The organism is Streptomyces sp. C, from assembly GCF_000158895.1.
Taxonomy (GTDB): Bacteria; Actinomycetota; Actinomycetes; order Streptomycetales; family Streptomycetaceae; genus Streptomyces; species Streptomyces racemochromogenes.
In genome coordinates, this window is the sequence record NZ_GG657750.1 from 6290802 (window position 1) to 6310137 (window position 19336).

General features: G+C 69.2%; 17 protein-coding genes and 3 pseudogenes. 7 read left to right on the forward strand and 13 right to left on the reverse strand.

Annotated features, from left to right (window positions below):
• Positions 1 to 196, reverse strand: a 196-nt coding sequence (locus SSNG_RS28245) for a DUF6243 family protein (protein ID WP_042802114.1), incomplete at its 3' end; no start/stop codon positions are given.
• Between the two features lie 355 nt (positions 197 to 551).
• Positions 552 to 1118: a hypothetical protein gene (locus SSNG_RS28250; RefSeq protein ID WP_007267346.1), complete on the reverse strand. Its 567-nt coding sequence runs from the start codon at positions 1116 to 1118 to the stop codon at positions 552 to 554.
• A 571-nt stretch (positions 1119 to 1689) separates the two neighbouring features.
• Between SSNG_RS28250 and SSNG_RS45405 the strand changes: the two genes are divergently transcribed.
• Entirely contained in the window at positions 1690 to 2736 is a 1047-nt protein-coding gene (locus SSNG_RS45405; protein ID WP_007267348.1) for a helix-turn-helix domain-containing protein, read from the forward strand.
• 145 nt (positions 2737 to 2881) lie between these two features.
• Here SSNG_RS45405 and SSNG_RS28260 read toward each other — a convergent pair.
• Positions 2882 to 3073, reverse strand: a pseudogene (locus SSNG_RS28260) (CorA family divalent cation transporter); the annotation flags it as partial.
• Positions 3074 to 3253: 180 nt separating this feature from the next.
• Positions 3254 to 3475 carry a hypothetical protein gene (locus SSNG_RS41325; RefSeq protein ID WP_007267350.1) on the reverse strand — a complete coding sequence of 74 codons (222 nt, stop codon included), beginning with the start codon at positions 3473 to 3475 and terminating at the stop codon, positions 3254 to 3256.
• A 759-nt stretch (positions 3476 to 4234) separates the two neighbouring features.
• Between SSNG_RS41325 and SSNG_RS28265 the strand changes: the two genes are divergently transcribed.
• The 3 genes from SSNG_RS28265 to SSNG_RS28275 all read left to right on the forward strand — a co-directional run bounded on the left by SSNG_RS28265 (position 4235) and on the right by SSNG_RS28275 (position 7835).
• Entirely contained in the window at positions 4235 to 4756 is a 522-nt protein-coding gene (locus SSNG_RS28265) for a hypothetical protein (protein WP_007267351.1), read from the forward strand.
• Positions 4757 to 4819: 63 nt separating this feature from the next.
• Positions 4820 to 7087, forward strand: coding sequence for a hypothetical protein (locus SSNG_RS28270; RefSeq protein ID WP_241695136.1), 2268 nt, complete (start codon positions 4820 to 4822; stop codon positions 7085 to 7087).
• 52 nt (positions 7088 to 7139) lie between these two features.
• Entirely contained in the window at positions 7140 to 7835 is a 696-nt protein-coding gene (locus SSNG_RS28275; protein WP_241695137.1) for a hypothetical protein, read from the forward strand.
• 93 nt (positions 7836 to 7928) lie between these two features.
• Here the strand turns inward: SSNG_RS28275 and SSNG_RS28280 are convergent, their stop codons facing one another.
• The gene (locus tag SSNG_RS28280) at positions 7929 to 8987 is read right to left on the reverse strand and encodes a serine hydrolase domain-containing protein (RefSeq protein WP_042802116.1); all 1059 of its coding nucleotides are present in this window, start codon (positions 8985 to 8987) and stop codon (positions 7929 to 7931) included.
• Between the two features lie 91 nt (positions 8988 to 9078).
• Here SSNG_RS28280 and SSNG_RS28285 point away from each other — a divergent pair, with 91 nt between their 5' ends.
• Positions 9079 to 10212, forward strand: a complete 1134-nt coding sequence (locus SSNG_RS28285; protein ID WP_241695138.1) for a phosphotransferase — start codon at positions 9079 to 9081, stop codon at positions 10210 to 10212.
• On the opposite strand, the gene SSNG_RS28290 is transcribed toward SSNG_RS28285, so the two are convergent.
• From SSNG_RS28290 to SSNG_RS28320, 6 genes and pseudogenes are all read right to left on the reverse strand, one after another.
• Positions 10209 to 11294, reverse strand: a complete 1086-nt coding sequence (locus tag SSNG_RS28290) for a glycosyltransferase (RefSeq protein WP_042802119.1) — start codon at positions 11292 to 11294, stop codon at positions 10209 to 10211. The genes SSNG_RS28285 and SSNG_RS28290 overlap by 4 nt on opposite strands.
• Complete coding sequence (locus SSNG_RS28295) at positions 11291 to 11905, reverse strand: hypothetical protein (RefSeq protein ID WP_241695139.1); 615 nt, start codon at positions 11903 to 11905, stop codon at positions 11291 to 11293. Before SSNG_RS28295 ends, SSNG_RS28290 begins: the two co-directional genes overlap by 4 nt.
• On the reverse strand, positions 11902 to 12798 hold the full coding sequence (locus tag SSNG_RS28300) for a PIG-L family deacetylase (RefSeq protein ID WP_206731341.1): 897 nt from the start codon (positions 12796 to 12798) through the stop codon (positions 11902 to 11904). Before SSNG_RS28300 ends, SSNG_RS28295 begins: the two co-directional genes overlap by 4 nt.
• A complete protein-coding gene (locus SSNG_RS28305; protein WP_042802123.1) occupies positions 12795 to 13526 on the reverse strand; it encodes a glycosyltransferase in 732 nt (243 codons plus the stop codon). Before SSNG_RS28305 ends, SSNG_RS28300 begins: the two co-directional genes overlap by 4 nt.
• Positions 13523 to 14320: pseudogene (locus SSNG_RS28310) on the reverse strand (phosphotransferase); the annotation flags it as partial. The pseudogene SSNG_RS28310 and the gene SSNG_RS28305, both read right to left, overlap by 4 nt.
• Before the next feature lie 1162 nt (positions 14321 to 15482).
• Complete coding sequence (locus SSNG_RS28320; RefSeq protein ID WP_042802127.1) at positions 15483 to 15875, reverse strand: hypothetical protein; 393 nt, start codon at positions 15873 to 15875, stop codon at positions 15483 to 15485.
• Positions 15876 to 16041: 166 nt separating this feature from the next.
• Here SSNG_RS28320 and SSNG_RS28325 point away from each other — a divergent pair, with 166 nt between their 5' ends.
• Both SSNG_RS28325 and SSNG_RS28330 read left to right on the forward strand, forming a co-directional pair.
• Positions 16042 to 17316 carry a hypothetical protein gene (locus tag SSNG_RS28325; protein ID WP_042802129.1) on the forward strand — a complete coding sequence of 425 codons (1275 nt, stop codon included), beginning with the start codon at positions 16042 to 16044 and terminating at the stop codon, positions 17314 to 17316.
• Between the two features lie 23 nt (positions 17317 to 17339).
• A complete protein-coding gene (locus SSNG_RS28330; protein ID WP_007267362.1) occupies positions 17340 to 17918 on the forward strand; it encodes a GNAT family N-acetyltransferase in 579 nt (192 codons plus the stop codon).
• Positions 17919 to 18463: 545 nt separating this feature from the next.
• On the opposite strand, the gene SSNG_RS42390 is transcribed toward SSNG_RS28330, so the two are convergent.
• The gene (locus tag SSNG_RS42390) at positions 18464 to 18700 is read right to left on the reverse strand and encodes a hypothetical protein (RefSeq protein WP_050779758.1); all 237 of its coding nucleotides are present in this window, start codon (positions 18698 to 18700) and stop codon (positions 18464 to 18466) included.
• Positions 18701 to 18900: 200 nt separating this feature from the next.
• Positions 18901 to 19326, reverse strand: a pseudogene (locus SSNG_RS40345) (DUF2637 domain-containing protein); the annotation flags it as partial.
• Positions 19327 to 19336 lie beyond the last annotated feature (10 nt).

Sequence of the window (19336 nt, forward strand, 5' to 3'; positions counted from 1 at the left end):
CGCCCGCCTGCCCGGCGTCCCCGGCCGCGCGTGCCTTCTCGCGCATCTTGCGCACCAGCTCCGCTTTCTTGTCGGCGGCACCCTGACGGTCGAGGTTGCGGTGCGGACCGTTGTTCTGCCGTTCGGCGCGGGACAGCTTCTTGCGCTGGCCGCCGCCCTGGCCCACGGGATTGTTGATGTTCTTGCTGTCGGTCACGGGTTCTCCCGGTGGTGAGGTGAAGTGATCTGGGGATTCATCGGCGGGGGACGGGCGCGGCGACGTCAAAGGACGTCAGCGGGGGCCCGTCCCCCTCTCACGCGTAAATCGGCGTCGGGAAGAACATGACAAAGACGTTACCCGCTCCCGCCGGCCCGCGACTCACTCCCCGCCCACGGCCGACACCCACGAGCCAGGCTCGGCGGCGAAGCAGCGACTGCCGCCACCCATGGCGACACCGCGTTACCGGGCGACTACGCTGCCGGCAGCCCTGCTCTACGGCCAGTCCGGCTTCCTCTTCGTCCTTGCTCGTACTGGGGAAATCCCTGATCGGCGGTGTAGCTGCGGAGTTCTCTCAGGAGACGACGCGTTCGCCGGACGGATCGGCGACCACGATCTGGATGTGCGGCGGGCCGTACTTGCGCGCCTTGTCGACCATCTTGGCCACATCGACCTTGTGCCGTTGCGCGGATACGTACAGCGGTGCCGGCATGGCCGGGTTCGGCGGCGGTACGGTCGCTCCGGCGGGCAGCCTCATGCCTGGCCGCAACCGAACCCCGATCAGGGCGTGTTCACCGTGCGGGGGCATCACCACGACGAACTGCGTGACATCGCTCCACGGCAATATCACATTGCCGATCCGCACCAGGGCGGTGTTGAAGTAGAACAGGAGGCGCCGGGAGTCGAACCAGGAGGATATGAGCGGGATCGCAAAGACGATCACCGCTCCGCCCTTCACCTCGAGCGCCCAGCCAAGGAACAAGGCGAGCGCCACCACGGCGGCGATCGCCCCCCACAGTCCCGCCAGGTCCTGCGGGGAGGCCGGGCGCGTCACCTTGTAGCGCTGCCACCGCATGCCACGCCTCGGCTGCCATTCTGCGCCCGCTGAGGAGTTCGGATACGACGAATTCGGATTCGGCACGGGAAAGAACCTCTGAATCTGACTGGGATGGATATCGGGTCACCGGCCCGCCTCAGGAACGGAAGCGCCGGCGGCACCGCGGGATGAGGGCAGGTACGGCGACTGTGAAGTACCGCACAGGCTCGATCGGCTTGAAACCGGGTCCGGGTCGTACACGGGCCGCTTGGATGTGCTCATGCACGTCGCAACCGAGGTGTTTCCTCACGTTACGGCTCCGGCCCGTACCGGCGGTGGACCGTACCCGCGGCTGCCGGTCCTGGCACGGGCACCGGTCGTCCGCTCACGTGCTTCCTTTCGGTCACCGACTCAGGGCCGTCCTGAGCGGGTTGTGGCCGGGGAGGGCTTTCGCGCTCCCGGGGCGCAATGCCCTGCGGCGTACGGACGCCGGGGTCCTTCACCGTCGTCAGCCGTGCGCCGCGCACATTCAAACCGGCATCGCACCGCGTGTCCCGGCCCGCCGGCCTCGTCGGACAGACACCGGACAATCACCGGACAATGGCTTTCCCACGGCCGGTACACCGCCGCCGTACGTCGATGAACCGGACACTCCAAGGAGAGGAAGGAACGAGAGGTGGGACGCCAAGAGCAGCCGCTGGATCCTGAGCAGGGGCCCGTGGTCCGATTCGCCTACGACTTGCGCGACCTCAGGCGGCGGGCGGGTAGCCCGTCCTATCGCCAACTCGCCGCCAGGACCCACTTCTCGGCCTCCACGCTGGCCGCCGCGGCTGCCGGTCAACGCCTGCCCAGCGCCGCCGTATTGGCGGCTTTCGTCACCGCCTGCGGCGGCGACCCGGAAGCATGGGAGCAGCGCCGCATCCGCGCGCACGTCCTCTCCACCAGCCCACCACCAACAGGAGCCCTTGCGGCTGCTCCTGCCTCCTCGTCACCGGACTCCTCGCCGTCGACGCCCAACGTCCAGTCCGAGACACGCGATTCCCCGCAGAAGCTGAAGTCGCAGTGGCGAGTGCTGCGCAAGGTCACCGGCCCTGTCGCGGCCATCGTGACGGCCGTCATGATGCTCGGCGCGTTCGTCTCCGGCGACTCCGTATCACCGAAGGGCGCCCAGGCAGCGGACCGGACGCCCGACACGCCTGGCCCCATGGCGGAGGTCCGCCTACGAGATGACGGACGGTGGTTGCGAACCGACGCGGACATTCCCCGGCAGTATCGGCACCTGATCGTCGAGGCCGGGACCATGTGCGACATCCCGCAGGTCACGCCCGCCCTGGTGGCCGCCATGCTCGAGGCGGAGAGCGGATTCGACCCCCTGCTGAGCGACCCGGCCAAGGACGAGTACGGCATCGCCCGCTGGACACCCCGAGTCCTGCGCTACTACCTGCCGCCCGCCGAGCAGAAGGCCATCCCCAAGCCGCCCTTCAGCCCCGAGGACTCCATCCCCGCCGTGGGCAGGATGCTGTGCGCGATAGCCCCGGAACTCGAAAGTGTCCCAGGAGATCGGGCCCTCAACCTGGCCGCCGGCTACCGAATCTCGACCTGGCGAGTCCAACGCCAGGGCGCCGAACTCGCAAGCATTCAGCCCTACCTCAACCGAGTCCGCACCAACCTCGAGCGGTACCAGCCGGCTTCGAACGCTCCCCACGGCCTTGCCGGGCGGTAGCGCGGCCAGCGCAAATGCCATGCCCTGCTCGTGATCGCGCTCACCGACGACCGGGGCCGGCTGCTGTGGGCCGCGGCGGCCCGGCCCGGGCGGACCTCGGAGATCATCGTTCGTGCGAGCCTGTCGCTCTTCACGAACTCGCCTGCTACAGCCAGTCCCGCTTCTTGAAGATGACGTACAGGCTGACGCAGACCACTGCCATCAGCAGGATCGCGAAGGGGTAGCCGCCTGCCCACTTCAGTTCGGGCATGGTCTCGAAGTTCATGCCGTAGATCGTGCCGACCAGGGTGGGGGCGAAGAGGATGGCGGCCCACGAGGAGATCTTCTTGAAGTCGTCACCCACACACCACTGACCTGCGGAAACCGGCCAGATAGGTGCTCTGACCTGCGGCGATCCGCCTTTCGGGCCCTTTCGCTGTGCTACCCGTTGATGCGCCCGATCCTCCCCAGCCGCTCCCCAACAGGGCTTCGTTCTCCCCAGATTCTCCCCAGCCGCTCCCCCCGGGAAGGCGGATCTTCACTGGCCAGAGCTTGATTCGAGCATCGCGCCGAGTAGATCGTTTTCCCGGGGCGTTCGTCGAGACAGGTAGGCCGCAGCCTGGCGCAGGACCTCGTGCTCCTGCGCCAGCAGCTTGTTAAGTCGACGTGGTTCGGGCAACTTCACGCTCTCCTGGCTGGTTGTTCCAGGCTTGGCCCCGTCGTCGATGTCCGCCCGGCACACCCACTTCCCCAGCGTCATCGTGTGGACCCCTTAAGCCGGCGGCTCGATCGTTACGCCCGGGCCGCGGATACTTGCGACCCCACGTCGGCTGGCGGAACTGTTCCGGATAGGGGGCTTCGGCGCAGTGGCATCCTTCCCACCCGCCCCGCAGTGCAAGCCAGATCAGATGTCACCCGACGTGCGGCAGACCCAGTGCCCACCGGCAGCCCCTGCTATGAGCAGTCGGTGGCTGATACCTGTATCTCTCTGCTTCGCCGGGTCATGCCTCTTAGGTAACAGCAGAAACAATAGGCGTCGTACGTCACATCGGCCCAGTGAATCTGATGGCGGAAACAGCTCGTGAGGCGGCTTGCAGAATCCTGTGAATTTCGGATTCTCCGCCATCTGGATGGGCCGTGTGGACGCTACGGCTATGCGACTTCATCTCCTGCGCTGGATCCTCGACCCCATCACCAGCTGGCAGGCGCTTCGGGTGTCCACGGCCAGCCGTGGATGCACTTCATTCGACGTGGCCTGGCGGCGGGCCAGGGTCGCTAGACACCCTGAAGAGGCTCCCTGTGTGTGGCTCGGGCACAGAGCTCCCGCCAGCACCGAGCAACATGACCAGACCGACAACAATCGGCCACATGGCCCGATTCGACGAGACTAGTTTTCGGTCGACAACAGCGGTGATCGAGAAGACCGTGGGCTTTCCGCCACATTCTGAAAAGGATTCCTCGACGGTTGGCCGTTTCGTGAGAATCAAAGCCTGCTAGCCAGACAACGGGGGAGAGTGTCATGCCGGATCCTGTAGAGATCGCCCTGATCAGTTCAGCCGTGCCCGCCACACTAACCTTCCTGTTTCAGCGACTGGAACACCTGATCAGCCCACGCGGCCGTGAGATCGAGCCCGACGTCAGCCTTCCCGACACCCTGGTCGGAGCGCTTCAGCTGCCCCTGCACCCGAACGAGGAGCGCCTTCAGGCCTACGAACGTGAACTCGAAGTGCTCCACCTCGTCCTCCAGGGTTACGCCGGTCGCAACCTGGACACAGACGTCACAGATCCGGGCCTGCTGCGCAGCATGACGATGCTGAGGTCCGCCCTCGAGGACATCTACGGGCAGCGCCTGACCTTTGAAGGCGAGAACCGCCCAGCCTCCGGGCCGTTCGTCGACCAGAAGCTGACCACACTCACCGGTGAGGCCACAGGTATGGATGCCGACGAGATCAGCGGGAACGCCCGGGTCGCTCAGCAGGTGGAAACGGTCGAGGCAAACGCCAAGCTCATCGGGATCAAAGCGCGCCGGATCGGCCGATAGCAGCGCCGAACGCCACCCGCTGCGCACCCGCGCAACGGCGCCATCCGTCCGAAGGGCCGCGTGTTGACACTGAACGAACCGACCGCCCCCAGCCAGCCCCGCGACCTGCCGGCCCTGGCTGCACCCCCCAGCGGCACCGAAACGACCAAGCCTCCCGCCGCCCTCCTTGCCGAGGCCGCACCTACTTCCCCTGCGCCGGCTGCAGTGCCCGCGCAGGATGGCGCCCCGCCCGCTGCGGAGGAGCCACCAGTACCTGCCGAGGCTGATTACGTGTACGAACCGGATCGCCATGCCGAAGACCTCACTGGCAACGCCGACTTCGCGATGAGGGTCGAACAGAAGGTTCCGAACAACCAGGGCACGGTCATCGGCGTGCAGAACAACCACGAGATCCAGCGACTACGCGGAACCCCTCTGACCGATGACTGGGTCCGCGGGCGCCTGCGCAGCTTTGCCAGCAACGACGAAACGACGAAGGCACTCGAGACGATCCTCGAAGCCCACCGCGTCGTGGTCATCCACGCGTCCCCCGGCACTGGCCGTTACACCACTGCCCTGCACATCCTCACCACCTTGCGTATGCGCTCCATCCGCCAGGTCAGGCGCCTCCCCGACGACAAGATTGAACTCGAAGGGCTTCTGGACGAGGACACCGGCTGGATCTTGGACCTGCGACACGAGACACAGCCGTTACCCACCGCCACCGGACTTCATCTGCGAGAGATCGCGGATCATCTGCGCGAGACCCGATCGTTCGTCGTCGCCGTCATTCACACCGACACCTGGGCGAGCGTGGCTGTCGAAGCATCCGACCTGGACCATCAGCTCAAGCCTGCGGACGGGCTCCGTGTTGCCCGCGCGCACCTCGCCGACCAGCCTCTCACACCGAGCGAAGTGGACCAGTGGCTCAGCGATAGCGGCATCACCAGCCACCTCCAGCACGCCACACCAGCGATGGCGGTCAGTTGTGCCCACACAATCGCGTCGGCCGTCACGCTGAACCGCTCAACGGCGGAACCGAAATCCTTCGACGAACTCGTCGGTTTCGTCATCCAGTCCGCGCAGAACTGGCGTAGCGAACTCCTCAAGTGGCACAGGGAGCAAACCGACAGCGGTCACCGCACCTACCTGCTCGCAGCCGCCGTACTCGACGGAGCAACAGCCCAGACCGTCTACGACTCCCACCTCAAGCTCGGCACGGCACTCGAAGACACACCCGTACCCACCAAAGGCCAGCGTGGCCCCGGCATCATCGAGCTCACCGACACCATCAACGCAGACCTCGGCACCGACGACTGCGTCCGCTTCCTGCGCCCGGGATACGCCGAAGCCGTCGTCGACTACTTCTGGGTCGACCGCCCCCACCACGTCGAGGCCTTCACCCACTGGACAGCCGAGCAAGCAGCCCTCCTGTCCGGCGACCTCGGGATCCGTCTGGCTGATCGCGTCAGCCAATGGGTCATCCGCTACACCCTTACCAAACAGAGCCTGACCGTCCTGCGCGCGACCGCCACCCACTGGGCAGCCACAAAGAACCTCAGCGGCCACGCGGTGGACCTCCTGGTCGCCGCCGCCATTGACCCGCAAACCGGCAAGCTCGCCCGCGATAAATACCTTCAATGGGCCAGCGCCCCCGACCAGCCACCCCCCGATGAACGCGGTCACACCCCGGTCGCCCTCAAGCGCGTCCTTGCCGAAGCAATGGCACAACTCGGCCCCGCCTACCCCAGGGTCGCAGTGAGGCGACTGGCCGACCTCGCCGCCCACACCGGCAACGCCACCGTCACACAAGCCGTTGGCGAGGCCCTGATGGCCATGTGGGACCAAGAAGGCTTCGCGGAACGGATCCGCGACACACTCACGGCGTGGTTCACCGCACCACAGCACCATCAAACCGCTGCCGCCCGCCGCGCCTTCCTGCATCTCGCAGAGAGGACCGGCCCCTACGGCATCCCCATCCTCCTGGCCACAGACAACAGCGGACCAGACTCTTGGACCCTCACGGGCTGGCGCCGATCCCTCGACGACGCCAGTAGCAGCCAGATCCAAGGCGCCGTCAATGCCTGGCTTGAAGCCGCGCTCGCACACCGCGACCTCCGCACCACAATCGTCACCACCTTCACCGAAGCCGTCTTCCGATCCGATACCGACCGCACCTACCTCGCCCAGCGGTACATCGTTCTGAACCACGCCGCCAATGGATGGGAACCCGCCCACGCCGGACAGCAGCCCACGGAACGCACCCGCCTGCGCGACGAGGTGCTGATCGCCATCCGAGAGGCAGACCCGACAGCCCCGACTCACGCCGGCGATGCGCCGACTAGGTCGTAGAGGGGGTGGCTGGCCTCAACCCCGGGCGGGCAACCTCAGCATCACTTGCCCCATGCCCAATACGATGCCCGGCCACCCCTTCACCCTCACCCTCACCGGGGCGTGGGAAGAACTCCCCTCGCCTCGCCCCCACCGCAATCCCGACGCTGTCGCCATCCACCACGCCTTGACCATCGTCCGTAACATCACCTCCAACCTCACTCCGGCCGACGCCGTCCTGGCAGCGGCACGCATCAACACGCTCCTCGGTCAGGCCTCCGACATCCCGGGCATCCCTGTCAGGCTCATCTGGGCCCACGTCGACCTGACCACGGACCTCGAGGCACTCAGCGCCACGACCCGGCACCAACGTCACCAGCACGAGGAGGAACAACGCCGCGCCGAACAGGCCCGCCACCTGGAGACGGCCCGCGCCTTCCAGACCACAGTGATGAGCGACCCCTCGCTAGCCCTGGCCTACTGGTACGCCACCGCACCGCACACCATCGACGAAGACACGCTTACTCGCCTCGAACAACTGCACAGCCAAGTAGCCGCCTACGCACCACAAGGTCGCTGGGCACTCCTCGCCCGTCTGCTCCACACCTTCACCAGCGATCTGACCACCGATGCCAAGAACCACCTCATCGACACGATGGCGGCCCTTACCGACCGTTACGGGCAACCTGACATCGCCAGCGAGATCCGCACCCTGCACACCCCAGACCCGGCCGAGCAGCATGTCCCCGCTCAGGAGCCAACCCCCTGATTGCCCCGGACACGAAGAAAACTGCCTATGACAACGGGGAAACACTTACACGGCCCTGCGGACACCGCCGGACCGACTTCGCCACGAGGCAGTTCACTTCAGTGCTGGCGAGCCCGAGCAGTAGAAGACGTCAGCTCGGAGCGCATTCCGGATCTTCGTGAGGGCTTCGCGGTCGCGGTTGAAGCGGAGCTTGTTGGTGAGGAGGATGGCCCATCGGTCTTGCGTGGGGCTGATCCACATGCCGGTGCCGGTGAAGCCGTAGTGGACCCAGATGTCCTCGGCGGGGTCGGTGCCGGGGGCGGGGTGCCAGAAGAGGCCGCGGGCGGGGGTGAGGGCGCCGGTGTGGATGCGGAGGGAGTCCTTGATCCAGGTCGGGTTGAACGCGGCCCTGGCGGGGGCGAGCATGTGGCGGAGGAAGAGAGCCAGGTCGTCGAGGACGGAGAAGGTGCCGGCGATGCCGCAGACGCCGCCGAGCAGGCGGGCGGAGAAGTCGTGGGCGGTGCCCTTGAGGTGGGTGCTGGTGGTCTCGTCGTACTCGGTGGGGGCGCAGCGGGCCGCCTCGGGGGCGGGGAGGGGGCCGAAGCGAGTGCGGGTCATGCCCAAGGGGTGCCAGACGCCGTTGGTGGCGAGCCGGTCCAGGGGCTGGCCCGAGAGGTGTTCGGCCAGGTAGCCGAGGATCAGGGCGGCCCGGTCGGTGTACTCGACGGCCTCACCCGGCGGGCGGTGGAGGCCTTCGTGGAGGACGCCGTCGCGGATGTCCTGGGGGTCGGTGCCGTAGAGGTTCTTCAGGTTGGCGCGCAGGGGCAGGCCCGCGGTGTGGGTCAGGAGGTGGTGGGCCGTGGTCCGGGCCAGGGGGTGGCCGGCGACCTCGTCCCAGAAGGTGCCCAGAGGGGCGCGGAGGTCGAGTTTCCCCGCTTCTACGAGCGTGCCGATCGTGGACCAGACGGCGAGGATTTTGGTGAGGCTGGCTACGTCGAAGACGGTGTCCAGCTGCATGGGTTCGTCGGGCCGGTCGGGATCGAGGAGGCCGACGGTTCCGCTCGCGCGGATGCCGTCGGCGTCCCCGACCGCCCACACCGCGCCGGGGTAGACCTCGTCGCGCACGCCGGTCTGGAGGAGGTCTTCGATACGGGCGGTGGAGGGCGTCGTCATGGTCTCCCGATCGTCGTACGGCCGCGGGTGGTCCGTCGGCCAGGGTAGTAAGGGGGCCAGGACGGTTCCTGTTACGCCACGGACGAGTCAGGTGAGCGGATGGTGGAGGGGGATCCGGGCTCGTTTCTTGCTTCGAACTCTCTGTGGGGACCTGGGTGACGAATTCCGGTGCGGGATTCGGTGTCGGCGTACCGTGCTGGGGGTGACGGATACGACTCGAGAAGATGGTCTGGCGGCAGTGCTGGCCGCTCTCTCCGACGCGTTCGGGCTGGGCGTGGTACGTGATCGGCGGTTCCTTGCCCATGGCCTGATGAACCGGAACTGGCGTCTCGTGACGGCTGCCGGCCTGTACGCGCTCAAGGAGATCACCGACGTTCCTCTGCCGAAGGCTCGCAGGAACCTCGCGGTCCTCGTGGACCTGGCTCGGGAGGGCATCCCGGTGCTGGCGCCGCTGGCCGACGCGAACGGGGACCTGGTGGTCGAAGTAGGTGGTCATGGCTACTGCGTCCTGCCGTGGGTGGACGGCGAGCACGTTCAGGGGACGGACCTTCCGCTCGACCAGGTCCGCGATCTCGGTGCTCTCCTCGGCCGCCTGCACGAGGGCTTGCGGCGGCACGGGCCCGGCCCGGTTCCGGAGCGGGCACCGGTTGCGAAGGTCCGCGACGTGGCCGAGGCCGATCGGGCCGCCGCTGCTCTCGCGAGTCGCCTCCCGGCCGATCCGGTCACCGACTTGGACAAGACTGCCGCCGAGGCCCTGCGCGGCCGCCGCGGCCTCCTCGCGCGGTACGCCGATGCCCGGCCGGACGGCGAGGTGCCGGCCGGGCCGTACGGGTGGACGCACGGCGATTTCCAGTACCGCAACCTGCTGCGCCGCGACGGCCGGGTGGTGGCGGTCCTGGACTGGGACCGGCTCGGTGTCCGTCCGTACGGAGAGGAGGTCGCGCGGACCGCGCAGGTGCAGTTCGGGGTAGGTGGTGTCTTCGACCTCGACCGTGTCGCCGCGTTTTGCTCCGGGTACCGGTCCGTGATCGATCTGTCCGAGGGCGACCTCGCCGACGCGGTGAAGCGGCTGTGGTGGAAGCGGCTTACCGATTTCTGGCAGCTGGAGTTCTACCTCGACCGCCAGGACCCCACCTTCGGCGAGATGTTCCTGACGGACGAGGCACTGCTGAACTGGTGGACCGACCGCGCCGACGAGGTGCAGGCCGCCTACGCGGCCCGTTAGCAGGCTGCTGCTGCCGCCGGGATGAGCCCGGCGGCAGCAAGCTCGGGAAGGCACGGCCGGACCAGCGGCGCTGCCCCGGCGAGGGCCTTCGCGCCGAGGCCGGCTCGTTCAGCCGTCTCGATCGCCTGCACCCAGGCGTCCACGTCGTCGAGGTGGACGATGATTCCGCCGTCTCTCACCGCCTCGGGAATGCCGCCGCGGGACGAGCCGATCGTGGGGACGCCGTGGAGCCCGGCTTCCACGATCACCCGGGGGAAGGCGTCCTCAACCTGGGAGGGCACGAGCAGCAGGTCGTTCGCGGCGTAGATCGGGCCCATGGCATAGGTGCGGGGAACCCAGTGCACGTTCGGGTACGCGGTGAACTCACCAGCCGTGTCCCACCAACCCTCGACGAGGGTGAACCGGAGGGTGGGCAACCGACGGATCAGCTGGTGCAGGAGTGCCGCGCCCTTGGCGGGGATGGGGTTGACCATCAGCACGCCGCCTGGGATGCGACCGGCTGCGCCGCGCCCCGCAGGGAGGAGGGGCTCGGCGCCTTCGGCTGGCGCGAACGGCGGGTAGAAGACGATCGCCTTCGTGTCGGCGTGGGCCTGGGCCCGTCCGGCGACGAACTCCGACGTGGCGAGGGCGACGTGCGGTCGCCCGTGGAGGACGCCCATGCTGTTGGCCGAGACCGAGTGCAGCCATCCGGCGACCCGAGAGGACCGGCGGGCAAGGGCGGCGAGGTCGGCCGCCCGTTCCTGCGAGGTCACCACCAGCTCCGGCCGGGCCTCAGCCAGGAGGCCCTTCAGCGTCGCTTCCACCCTGTCCTGCGGCACAGCCCGGCATGAGACGCCGTTCCATTGGTAGCGGACCTCCCCGCTGGCCTCCTCCCACACGGTTCCGTGGGCCCGGAGGTGGGCGCGCAGGTGGCCGATCTGGGCGGACCCGTTCCAGGGGGCCTCGTGGCTGCCGAGGTAGACGACCCGCCAGCCGGCCCGGACGAACTCTTCCGCCAGGAGCTGCTGGGAGACCTCCGCGCCCCCGATCAGCAGCGGTGGCGGGGTCCGCCGCCATGCGAACAGCACCGTCGGGCCGGTCACCGGCCACCCGCCCAGTACGTGAAGAGGGCCTGCACGACGGCGGCCGTCTCCTGCCGGTCGCCGTCCCCGGAGGCGATGGCCAACTCCGCAGTCGCCGGGCTGCGGACGGGGCGGCAGAAGTAGTCGCGGAAGTGCGTGAGGAAGGCGGGGTCGTGGAGGAAGTAGTCGGGCTCGAACTCGTGGTGTCCGGCCGCCTTGCGCCGCAGGTGCAAGAGCTCGGGTGTCACGTCCAGGTACAGGGTGTGGTCCGGTCTCAGGTGCGGCATCTCCTCGACCCGCCGGCACAGTTCCGGCAGGATGCCGAAGCCGTGGATCTCGTCCATGGCGTGGGCGTGGGCGAGGAGGGTGTCGATGGTCCGGTCCAGGACGACCAGCCCGCCATGCCGGCGGGCGGCGCGCACGCGCTCGCCCTCGATCTCCATGAACGTCACGAACGCCTCCACCTGCTCGGCGGCGGACCGGGTGGCGGGGGTGGGGACGTCCTCGCGGCGCGCGAACGACTTCACGTAGCAGGGGAAGAACATCGCCTCCCGCATCGCCGGCACCCGTCGCAGCCGCCCCAGGGCGGAGGTCTTGCCCCCGTACGAGGGGCCTTCCAGGCCGAGGATCACCACGACCTCCCCAGCCGGTAGAAGCGTTCCGCGAACTGGCCCCGCGGACGGCCGTCTGGGTCGGGCAGCAGGTCGGCGGCGACGGTGTGGGCGTGCCGGATCGGCCGGTACATCTTCCGCGCGGGGTGCATCTGCGAGCCGTGCATGTGCAGCAGGGTCACCTTGTCCAAGACGGTGCCCGTGATGTCCTCCACCTCCGGGTCGAGGGTGTGGCGTACCCGCTGCCGGAACAGCTGCCGGTCGCATCCGGACAGGCCGTAGGTGGACCAGAAGGCGACGTCCTCCCAGAACCACCGGCAGCCCAGGCGGCGAGCCGCCTCGTGGACGGCGAGATGGTCGGGGTGGCGCGTGACGGCGGCCGGGGCGAGCAGTTCCGCGTCGTCCATCCCGTCCAGCACCTCGGCGAGCTCGGAGGTGATCCGGTCCACCTCGGCGGTCTCGGGTGCCCGGTACGGCTTCTCGGCGTCCTTGTGCCCCAGACCGACCCGGGCCGCTCCCAGGGGCAACAGGGACTGGGCCGCTTCGCGGTCGCGGAGTCCGGAGACCGCCTCCACGCTGTTGTAGGTGCTTTCGAGGGAGGGGTGGACGCTGCGGGAACGGGTGAAGACGGTGATCACGGTCAGCGGTCGGGGGCGGGTGAGGAAGGTCCCGGAGGCGGACAGGACGAAGTCGTCGTGGTGGGGTTCGATGACGACCACCGGCCGCCCGGACGTCTTGCGCGGCTCGATCCAGTACGGCGCGAGGGTCAGCGGCGCCGTCAGCGTCATGATCTCCTTCGACCCGGTCAGGGAGTCCATCCAGGACCGGTGCGCGGTCAGGAGGTCGGTGGGGAAGGTGTAGATGCCGTCGGCGTCCGGCAGGGGAAGGCGGGTCACCTGGGGTTCTCCGATCATCGGACGGTGGTGGCGTACCAGTTGCGCCAGAAGCGGGGCGAGGTCAGGCCGAGGCGGACGGTCAGCGGGTTCTGCCACCAGAGCATCCGGGCCGTGGACCAGGCGTCGTAGCGGCGGGTGGAGGGCCGCACGCGGAGGTCTTCGAGGACCGCGACCGACCTGCCCGTGCGGCGGCCGTAGGCGGTCAGGCGAGCGAAGAACTCCATGTCCTCGCTCATGAAGTAGTCCGGCCGGTAGCCGTGTACGGCCTTGAACGCGTCCCGGGTGCAGAATTGGTTGACTCCCTGGGCACCCCCGTGGCGGGCGCGGTGGTGGTCCCAGTAGGCGCAGAGCAGACGGGCCCCGAACCGGGCGGGGGTGTAGAGCGGTGGGATGGCCCCACCGACGGCCCCGGCGTCCATCGAGGCGACGGCGGCGGTGATCCCCTCCAGCGGTACGGCCACGTCGGCGTCGACGAAGAACAGCATCCGCCCTTCGGCCTCGCGAGCTCCGCTGTTCCGGGCCAGGCCGATGCTGCGGAGCGGCTCCGTCACGACCCTGGCCCCCAGCTCCTTCGCGACGGTCGCGGTGTCATCGGTGGAGGCGTTGTCCACCACGATCACTTCCCCGGTGAGGCCGGACAGGGCCTCCCAGGCCCGGAGGGAAGCGAAGACGGTGGGCAAGTAGCGGGGCAGGTACTCGGCCTCGTTGTACGCGGGGATGATCACCGACAGATCGGGATCGGTCACAGCACGGTCCTTCCTGGATGTGGGGACAGGGCAAGGTGCAGGCGGGCCGCCCAGGCGTCGCGGTCGCGGCCCTCACGGTGGGCGGCATAGGTCCAGCCGCGTACGGCCTGGAAGGCCACGTAGGCGTCCAAGAGCCGCGCATCGACGGGCCGTCCGTAGGCGGCGGCCATGAACACCCGGTCGGACGGCTCCAGGGCGTCGCAGGTCACGAGGGTCTGGGCGAGGTCGTACTCGGGGACCTCGATGGTCGCGGCCTCGAAGTCCACGAGGTAGTCGGGGAGGCGAAGCCGGCCGTGTTCGCCGGAGGTGAGGCGTAGGTCGTCTTCGCGGACCACGTTCTCCAGGTGGAGGTCTCCGTGGCACCACACCAGCCGTTCCACGCGGGCCCCGGCTGCGATGACTTCCAGGGCGGGCGCGAGCCGGACGAAGAGCTGTTTGGGGCAGTGGGTGGCAAGGGCGCTGACCTGCTGGCCGATGCCCGGCGCCAGGGGGACGCCGGGCGGGGCCTTGGTGCTGTGGAAGGCCGCCATCAGCAGGGCGAGCCGCAGCAGGGCCGCAGGACGTGGGATCTGCCCGGCCCGGACGGCGCGGCCCAAGGTGCTCGTTCCGGCATCGGCGGTGACCAGGGCGGAGACTGTCAGACCGGGAACGGGGCCGTGCCCGATTACGACCGGTACCCGCACCCGCCCGGCGGCGGTGACGGCGGCCAGGAGGCGGGCCTCGTCGGCCGCTCCGTGGGTGGTGCCGGCCGCGAACAGCTTGACCACCACCGGGAATCCACCGGCGAGACGGACGCGGTAGACAGCCGTCTTCGGCCCACGGCGGACCCGGACCGTCTCGGCCGGAGCCGACCCGGCCCAGCTCCGCGCAGGCCCGCTCCACTGCCAGGAACGTGCCGCCGGTCACCGTGCGTCCGCCCCGGCCAGGTGCCGCAGGGTGCGGTGCAACTAGCTGCCGGTAGGCACGTACGTCCTCGGTGCCGGGGCACGAACGCATCCACGGCTTCTGGCCCCCGACGAAGTGCACCACGTGCCCGTCCCGGCGGGTGACCGGGCGGCGGAGGACCCGGCGGACCCAGTCCCCCCGATCGAGGAACCGGTCCACCTCGAACCGGTTGAACACCGGCCCGACCGGGTGCGCGGCCCCGGAGGACAGCAGCCAAAGGTTCAGGGCGCACTGGTCGTTGTGCTTGATGTACTGCCGCCCGCCGACCAGGGCCCGCTGGACCCCGGTCCGCATAGGGGCGAGCATCGGCGCGGGGACCCACAGCATCCCGGCGTTGACGTAGGTGCGCCCGACCAGGTGGGGCCAGCGCTCGGCGACCCCCGGCAGTGCCGGGCACTGCCCGACGGCCGGGTTGAACTCGTCCTGCACGGCGCCTATCCGGTCCGCCGGCAGTCCGTCCAGGGGCGCGGAGAGGTCGCCGCGCACGTGTACGTCTGCGTCCACGTAGATCAGGAACGGCCGGTCGAGGAAGCCGGGGGTGAACCCGAACCTCAGGTAGGTGGCGACGGAGATGTAGGCGGTGTCCGCCATGACGCTCTCGGCCGGCGGGGTCTGCCAGCGCAGGTCGAAGGAGCCGAACCCGCAGCGGCGGGCGAAGGACTCCATCACGGCGGCCTGCCCCGGGGACAGGCCGTTGGTCAGTACCCGTACCGCGCTCTCGCGGCGGTCGGCCACCGGCAGGTGGTCGGCGACCGACCCGAGCGTGACCAGGGCGGGCAACAGGTAGTGGGCGTCGACGCACATGCCGATCGCGTACACGTGGGTGCCTCCAGGGCGAGGTTCGACGGGACTGGCCGGCAGGGCCGGGGCATGGTGTCCGGCTCCGCGCCCGTGTTCGGGGGAGCCGACTGCCTCACCGGTGTCGGCGAGGTGCTGCGGTCACCTGCCGCGGCCGGGCAGGTGGAGGGCTTCAGGCGCCGGCGCCCCAGGCAAGCCGCCGCCGGAAGCGGTTCAGGCATGCCGCAGGAGGTCCGTGTTCCGGGCGAGGTGGGCCACCGACTTGGCCAGCAGCCGCAGTGCTATCGCCGGATTGCTTCCGCAGTCCCGGGAGACCTTGCGGGCGAACCGCACGGTGCCGGCCGCGATGTCCTTCTCCCGGCTTTCCGGCAGCAGGTCTGCGTACCGTTCGGCAGGCACTGCGAGGGTGTGGACGTGCTCGCGCAGCCGCTCCCGCAGCCGCACGGCAACCTCCCCGGCCGGGTGGTGGTCGGCGAGGGTGAGGGCGGCCTCGACGTCCCCGGCGACGGCGGCAGCCGCAGAGGCGATCAGGGTCTTCTGGTTGGCGGAGGTGACCGTGGGCACCTCGACCGGGGCTGCCGCCACTTCGTGCGCGAGTACGGTCACGATTCCGCTCCCATCCGCCTGGTGCTGGTTCGGCTGTGCGGACAAGTAACCCGTGTCAGAGCCGTGTTGCACATGACGAATCCGCTCGCAGCTACTCGCGTGACCACTGACGAAAAGTCCCGACCTCCGCTACCTCGGACGTCGGCCCCACCTCTACCGTGGCTGCATGGTGCGGAAGCGGAACGCGGAATTAGAGACCTGGATGAAGGAACACGGGCTCAGTGCGGGTGCTCTTGCCGAGCAGGTCAACGACGCCATGGCAGACCTCACAGGCCACAGAGGTGCCGTCACCGAACGGACGGTCTACCGGTGGCTGTCCGGAGAGAACCGCTCGCCCCAGGAGCGCCAGTGGCAGGCCCTGGAGGTCGTCTCCGGGCTTCCTGCGGCCGACCTGGGGTTCGTGTCCCGTGCCCGCCCCCGCCCCACAACGCCCTCGGCACGACTGGAGGACCCCGTGCTCGGCCGTCGAAGCTTCATCTCCGTAGCCACCGGCGCCGCCGTCGCCGTGTCCACCGGCACCGCGACCGCAGCCACCCGACCCACCGTCGGGCATTCCGACGTCGATCGCCTGCGCGCTCTGCTGGCCGAACTGTGGCTCCTGGACGACCAGAACGGCGGTGGCCCCGTGCTGGAGAGGCGCGCAGCCGACCTCGCCGCCCGTACGCTCAGCCTCCAGCAGCACGGTTCCGCCAGCCAACGAGTCCGCTCCCGCCTCTACGCCGTCGCCGCGTCCTTCACGGCCTTCGCCATGTTCTCCGCCATCGACGCCCGTCGGCTGGGGGAAGCCCAGCGCTACCTGGAACAGTCCGTCACCCTCGCAGGGCTTTCCGGAGACGGCCAGGTCCAGCACCAGACCTGGCGGTACGCCGCCATGCTCGCCGGACAGCGCGGCCGGTACGCCGACGCCCTCGCCGCGGCCGAAGCCTGCACCGGCACCCGGGCGCACCGCACCGACCCCCTCTACGCCTCGCTGACTCACTCCCGCATCGCCCTGACCGCCGCCAGCCTCGGCGACAAGACCCGGGCCCTCCGAGCCCTGGACCGGGCCCACGGTGCCTACGACCGAGCCGATCCCGACGAAGCCCGTCCGTCTTCCGTCGCCTTCTACACCCGGGGCGAACTCCACGGCCTGACCGGAATTACCCACTACCGGCTCGGCGAAGCGGAGAAGGCCGAGTTCCACGCCCACCGGTGCATCGCGGACCTCCGCGACGACCAGCACCGCAACCGCGCCTACTACCTGTCCCAGGCGGCGCTCGCGCAGGTCGCGCAGGGCGACGTCGAGCAGGCCGTGGCCACCGCCACCCGCGTCATCGCCCCGACCGGCGCCGACTCGGGCCGGGTCCCCCACCTCCTGGGCAGCTTCACCTCCGCACTCAACCAGGCGGCCCCCAAGTCCGCCGTCACCCGCCAGTGGAACGACCGCACCCGCACTGCCTGAACCGTCACGCGACAAGGAGCACCATGCCCGCCCCCGAGATCACCCTTCACCGCTACGGCACCGACCAGCTGGCCACCATCCGCCCCACCCTGGTCGGCGTGTACGCCGAGGTGTACGAGAAGGAGATCGGCGAGGACCCGTTCTTCTCCGTCGACCGCTTCGAGGGTCGCCTCACCGGCCACTCCTCCCGCCCGTCCTGGGAGGCGGTGGTCGCCTACGACGGTGGCGAGGCCGCCGGCTACGCCTACGCCGCGGCCCTACCTCAGAACACAGGCTGGTGGGCGCACATGCTCCAGCCGCTTCCCGAGGTGGACACGACCGAGGACGGTACCCGCACCCTCGCCCTCTTCGAGATCATGGTCCGGTCTCCCTGGAGGGGCACGGGACTGGCGCACCGCATCCACGAGGAACTGCTGGCCGGTCGCACCGAGGAACGCGTCACGCTGCTCGTCGAGCCCGGACACCCGAAGGTGAAGGCCCTCTACCAGAGTTGGGGGTACCAGCACATCGGCGACCAGCAGCCGTTCCCCGATGCTCCGGTGTACACCACCATGCTCCGCGCACTCCGGTCTGATGGCAGTCCATCTGTAGGGCGGTCCTGAGGCCTGGAACCGTCCTGAGGGCGGCTCGGGCGAAACCGGCGACGGTGACGCCGACGGCCCTGGCGGCGGTCGCGACGAGCGCGTGCTCGTCATCGTTCAAACGGACGCTGCACACTTTGGAGCGCTGACCGTCCCTGTGGATACGTCGTTGTGTACGAGGCTCAGGCGCGGTAGCGAAGGTGCACGCGACTTCGCGCACGCAGTCTGCTGCTCTTTCCTCGGCTGCGATCCGCCCTCGGTCGCTGCCTGGTGGACCGGTGCCCCCTGGCTCCGGTCCGCTCCCGCAACTCCAGGGGCGGGATTGGTCGAGACGCTCTCCCCCGACGGGGAAGAGCGTCTTGGCCGATAACTTGCTCCATCTGGGGCTTGGGTAGGGGTCGCCTGCTTGGAGGTTGTGGGGACGCGTGGCAGTGGGGTTGTCGTGCAAGAGCGTCCCTCCTGTCGGTCGGGCTGGAATGGCATCGAGGCTGTGGGGATGGGGAGTAGGAACGCCAGCTCGCCCCGCGACGGACGCGCGGGGGAGCAGCGTGATTTGCAGACGGGGCCTACGCGGCGTCTGCTTGGCCGCTGTTGAGTTCGGCCTGGACCTGCCGGGTGATCTTGTTCCGGCGGTCCCTGCCGATGGGGAGGCCGCGAGCGCGGACAGCCGTCTCGATGTGGCGGCTCGACGCACGTCCATCGCGTCCGAGCGGGGCGGTGAGGGCGATGGCGAACAGCTCGTCGTCGGTGGCGGCGGGTTTGCGGCCGGTGCGCTTCTTCGGCGGGACGTGGGCTTCCGCCACTTGATCGGACTCTTCCGCCACATCGACTGATGCGCCATGTACGGCGCCAGCCGGAGTGGGGCGGTCACCCTGGCGGCCTGCGTGCCGTTCCGGGTCCGGAGCTGCGGTGTGGCGGAGTGCCCGCGGGGACGGTCCAGGTTCGCGGGATGCGCTGGGGGTTCCCCTGCCGGACGGCGACTGTGGCGGGAATCGTCGGCGGCGACGTGGCGGTGGATCTGCCGCATGAGGACGGCGAAGGCGAAGAGCGCGGCTGCTGGTGGGACAGCGGCGGCGACGTAGTCGAGGGCCGGGGCCGGGACGCCGTCGGTCCTGCTGACGCCGGCGACGTTCAGGGCGATAGAGCCCAGAGATCCGGCAGCGGTGAGGGAGATCGCCCACCCCTCGGTTTCCCGGCGGAGGCTGGCGCGGAGCATGAGTACTTCGCCGGCGACGATGAAGGCATCGAGCGTGGCGGGCCATGCCCATTGGCGGGTGGGGGAAGTCCCGAGGCCGTGCCGCCCTGCGACTTCGGCGAGGTGGGCGTAGGAGAGCCAGAAACCCGCGGCGGTGAGAGCGACGATGACGCAGCCTGCGATGGCCAGGGCGTACCGCTCGGCGGTCTGCGTGCGGTGGGAGGTGATGGTCAAGCGGGTGGTG

What these genes read in the sequence shown, in the direction of transcription:
- SSNG_RS28325 (WP_042802129.1), top strand. Translation starts at nt 16,042, where the DNA reads ATGGTGCGGAAGCGGAACGCGGAATTAGAGACCTGGATGAAGGAACAC.
- SSNG_RS28300 (WP_206731341.1), bottom strand. Translation starts at nt 12,798, where the DNA reads ATGATCGGAGAACCCCAGGTGACCCGCCTTCCCCTGCCGGACGCCGAC.
- SSNG_RS28330 (WP_007267362.1), top strand. Translation starts at nt 17,340, where the DNA reads ATGCCCGCCCCCGAGATCACCCTTCACCGCTACGGCACCGACCAGCTG.
- SSNG_RS28275 (WP_241695137.1), top strand. Translation starts at nt 7,140, where the DNA reads ATGCCCAATACGATGCCCGGCCACCCCTTCACCCTCACCCTCACCGGG.
- SSNG_RS28280 (WP_042802116.1), bottom strand. Translation starts at nt 8,987, where the DNA reads ATGACGACGCCCTCCACCGCCCGTATCGAAGACCTCCTCCAGACCGGC.
- SSNG_RS28265 (WP_007267351.1), top strand. Translation starts at nt 4,235, where the DNA reads ATGCCGGATCCTGTAGAGATCGCCCTGATCAGTTCAGCCGTGCCCGCC.
- SSNG_RS41325 (WP_007267350.1), bottom strand. Translation starts at nt 3,475, where the DNA reads ATGACGCTGGGGAAGTGGGTGTGCCGGGCGGACATCGACGACGGGGCC.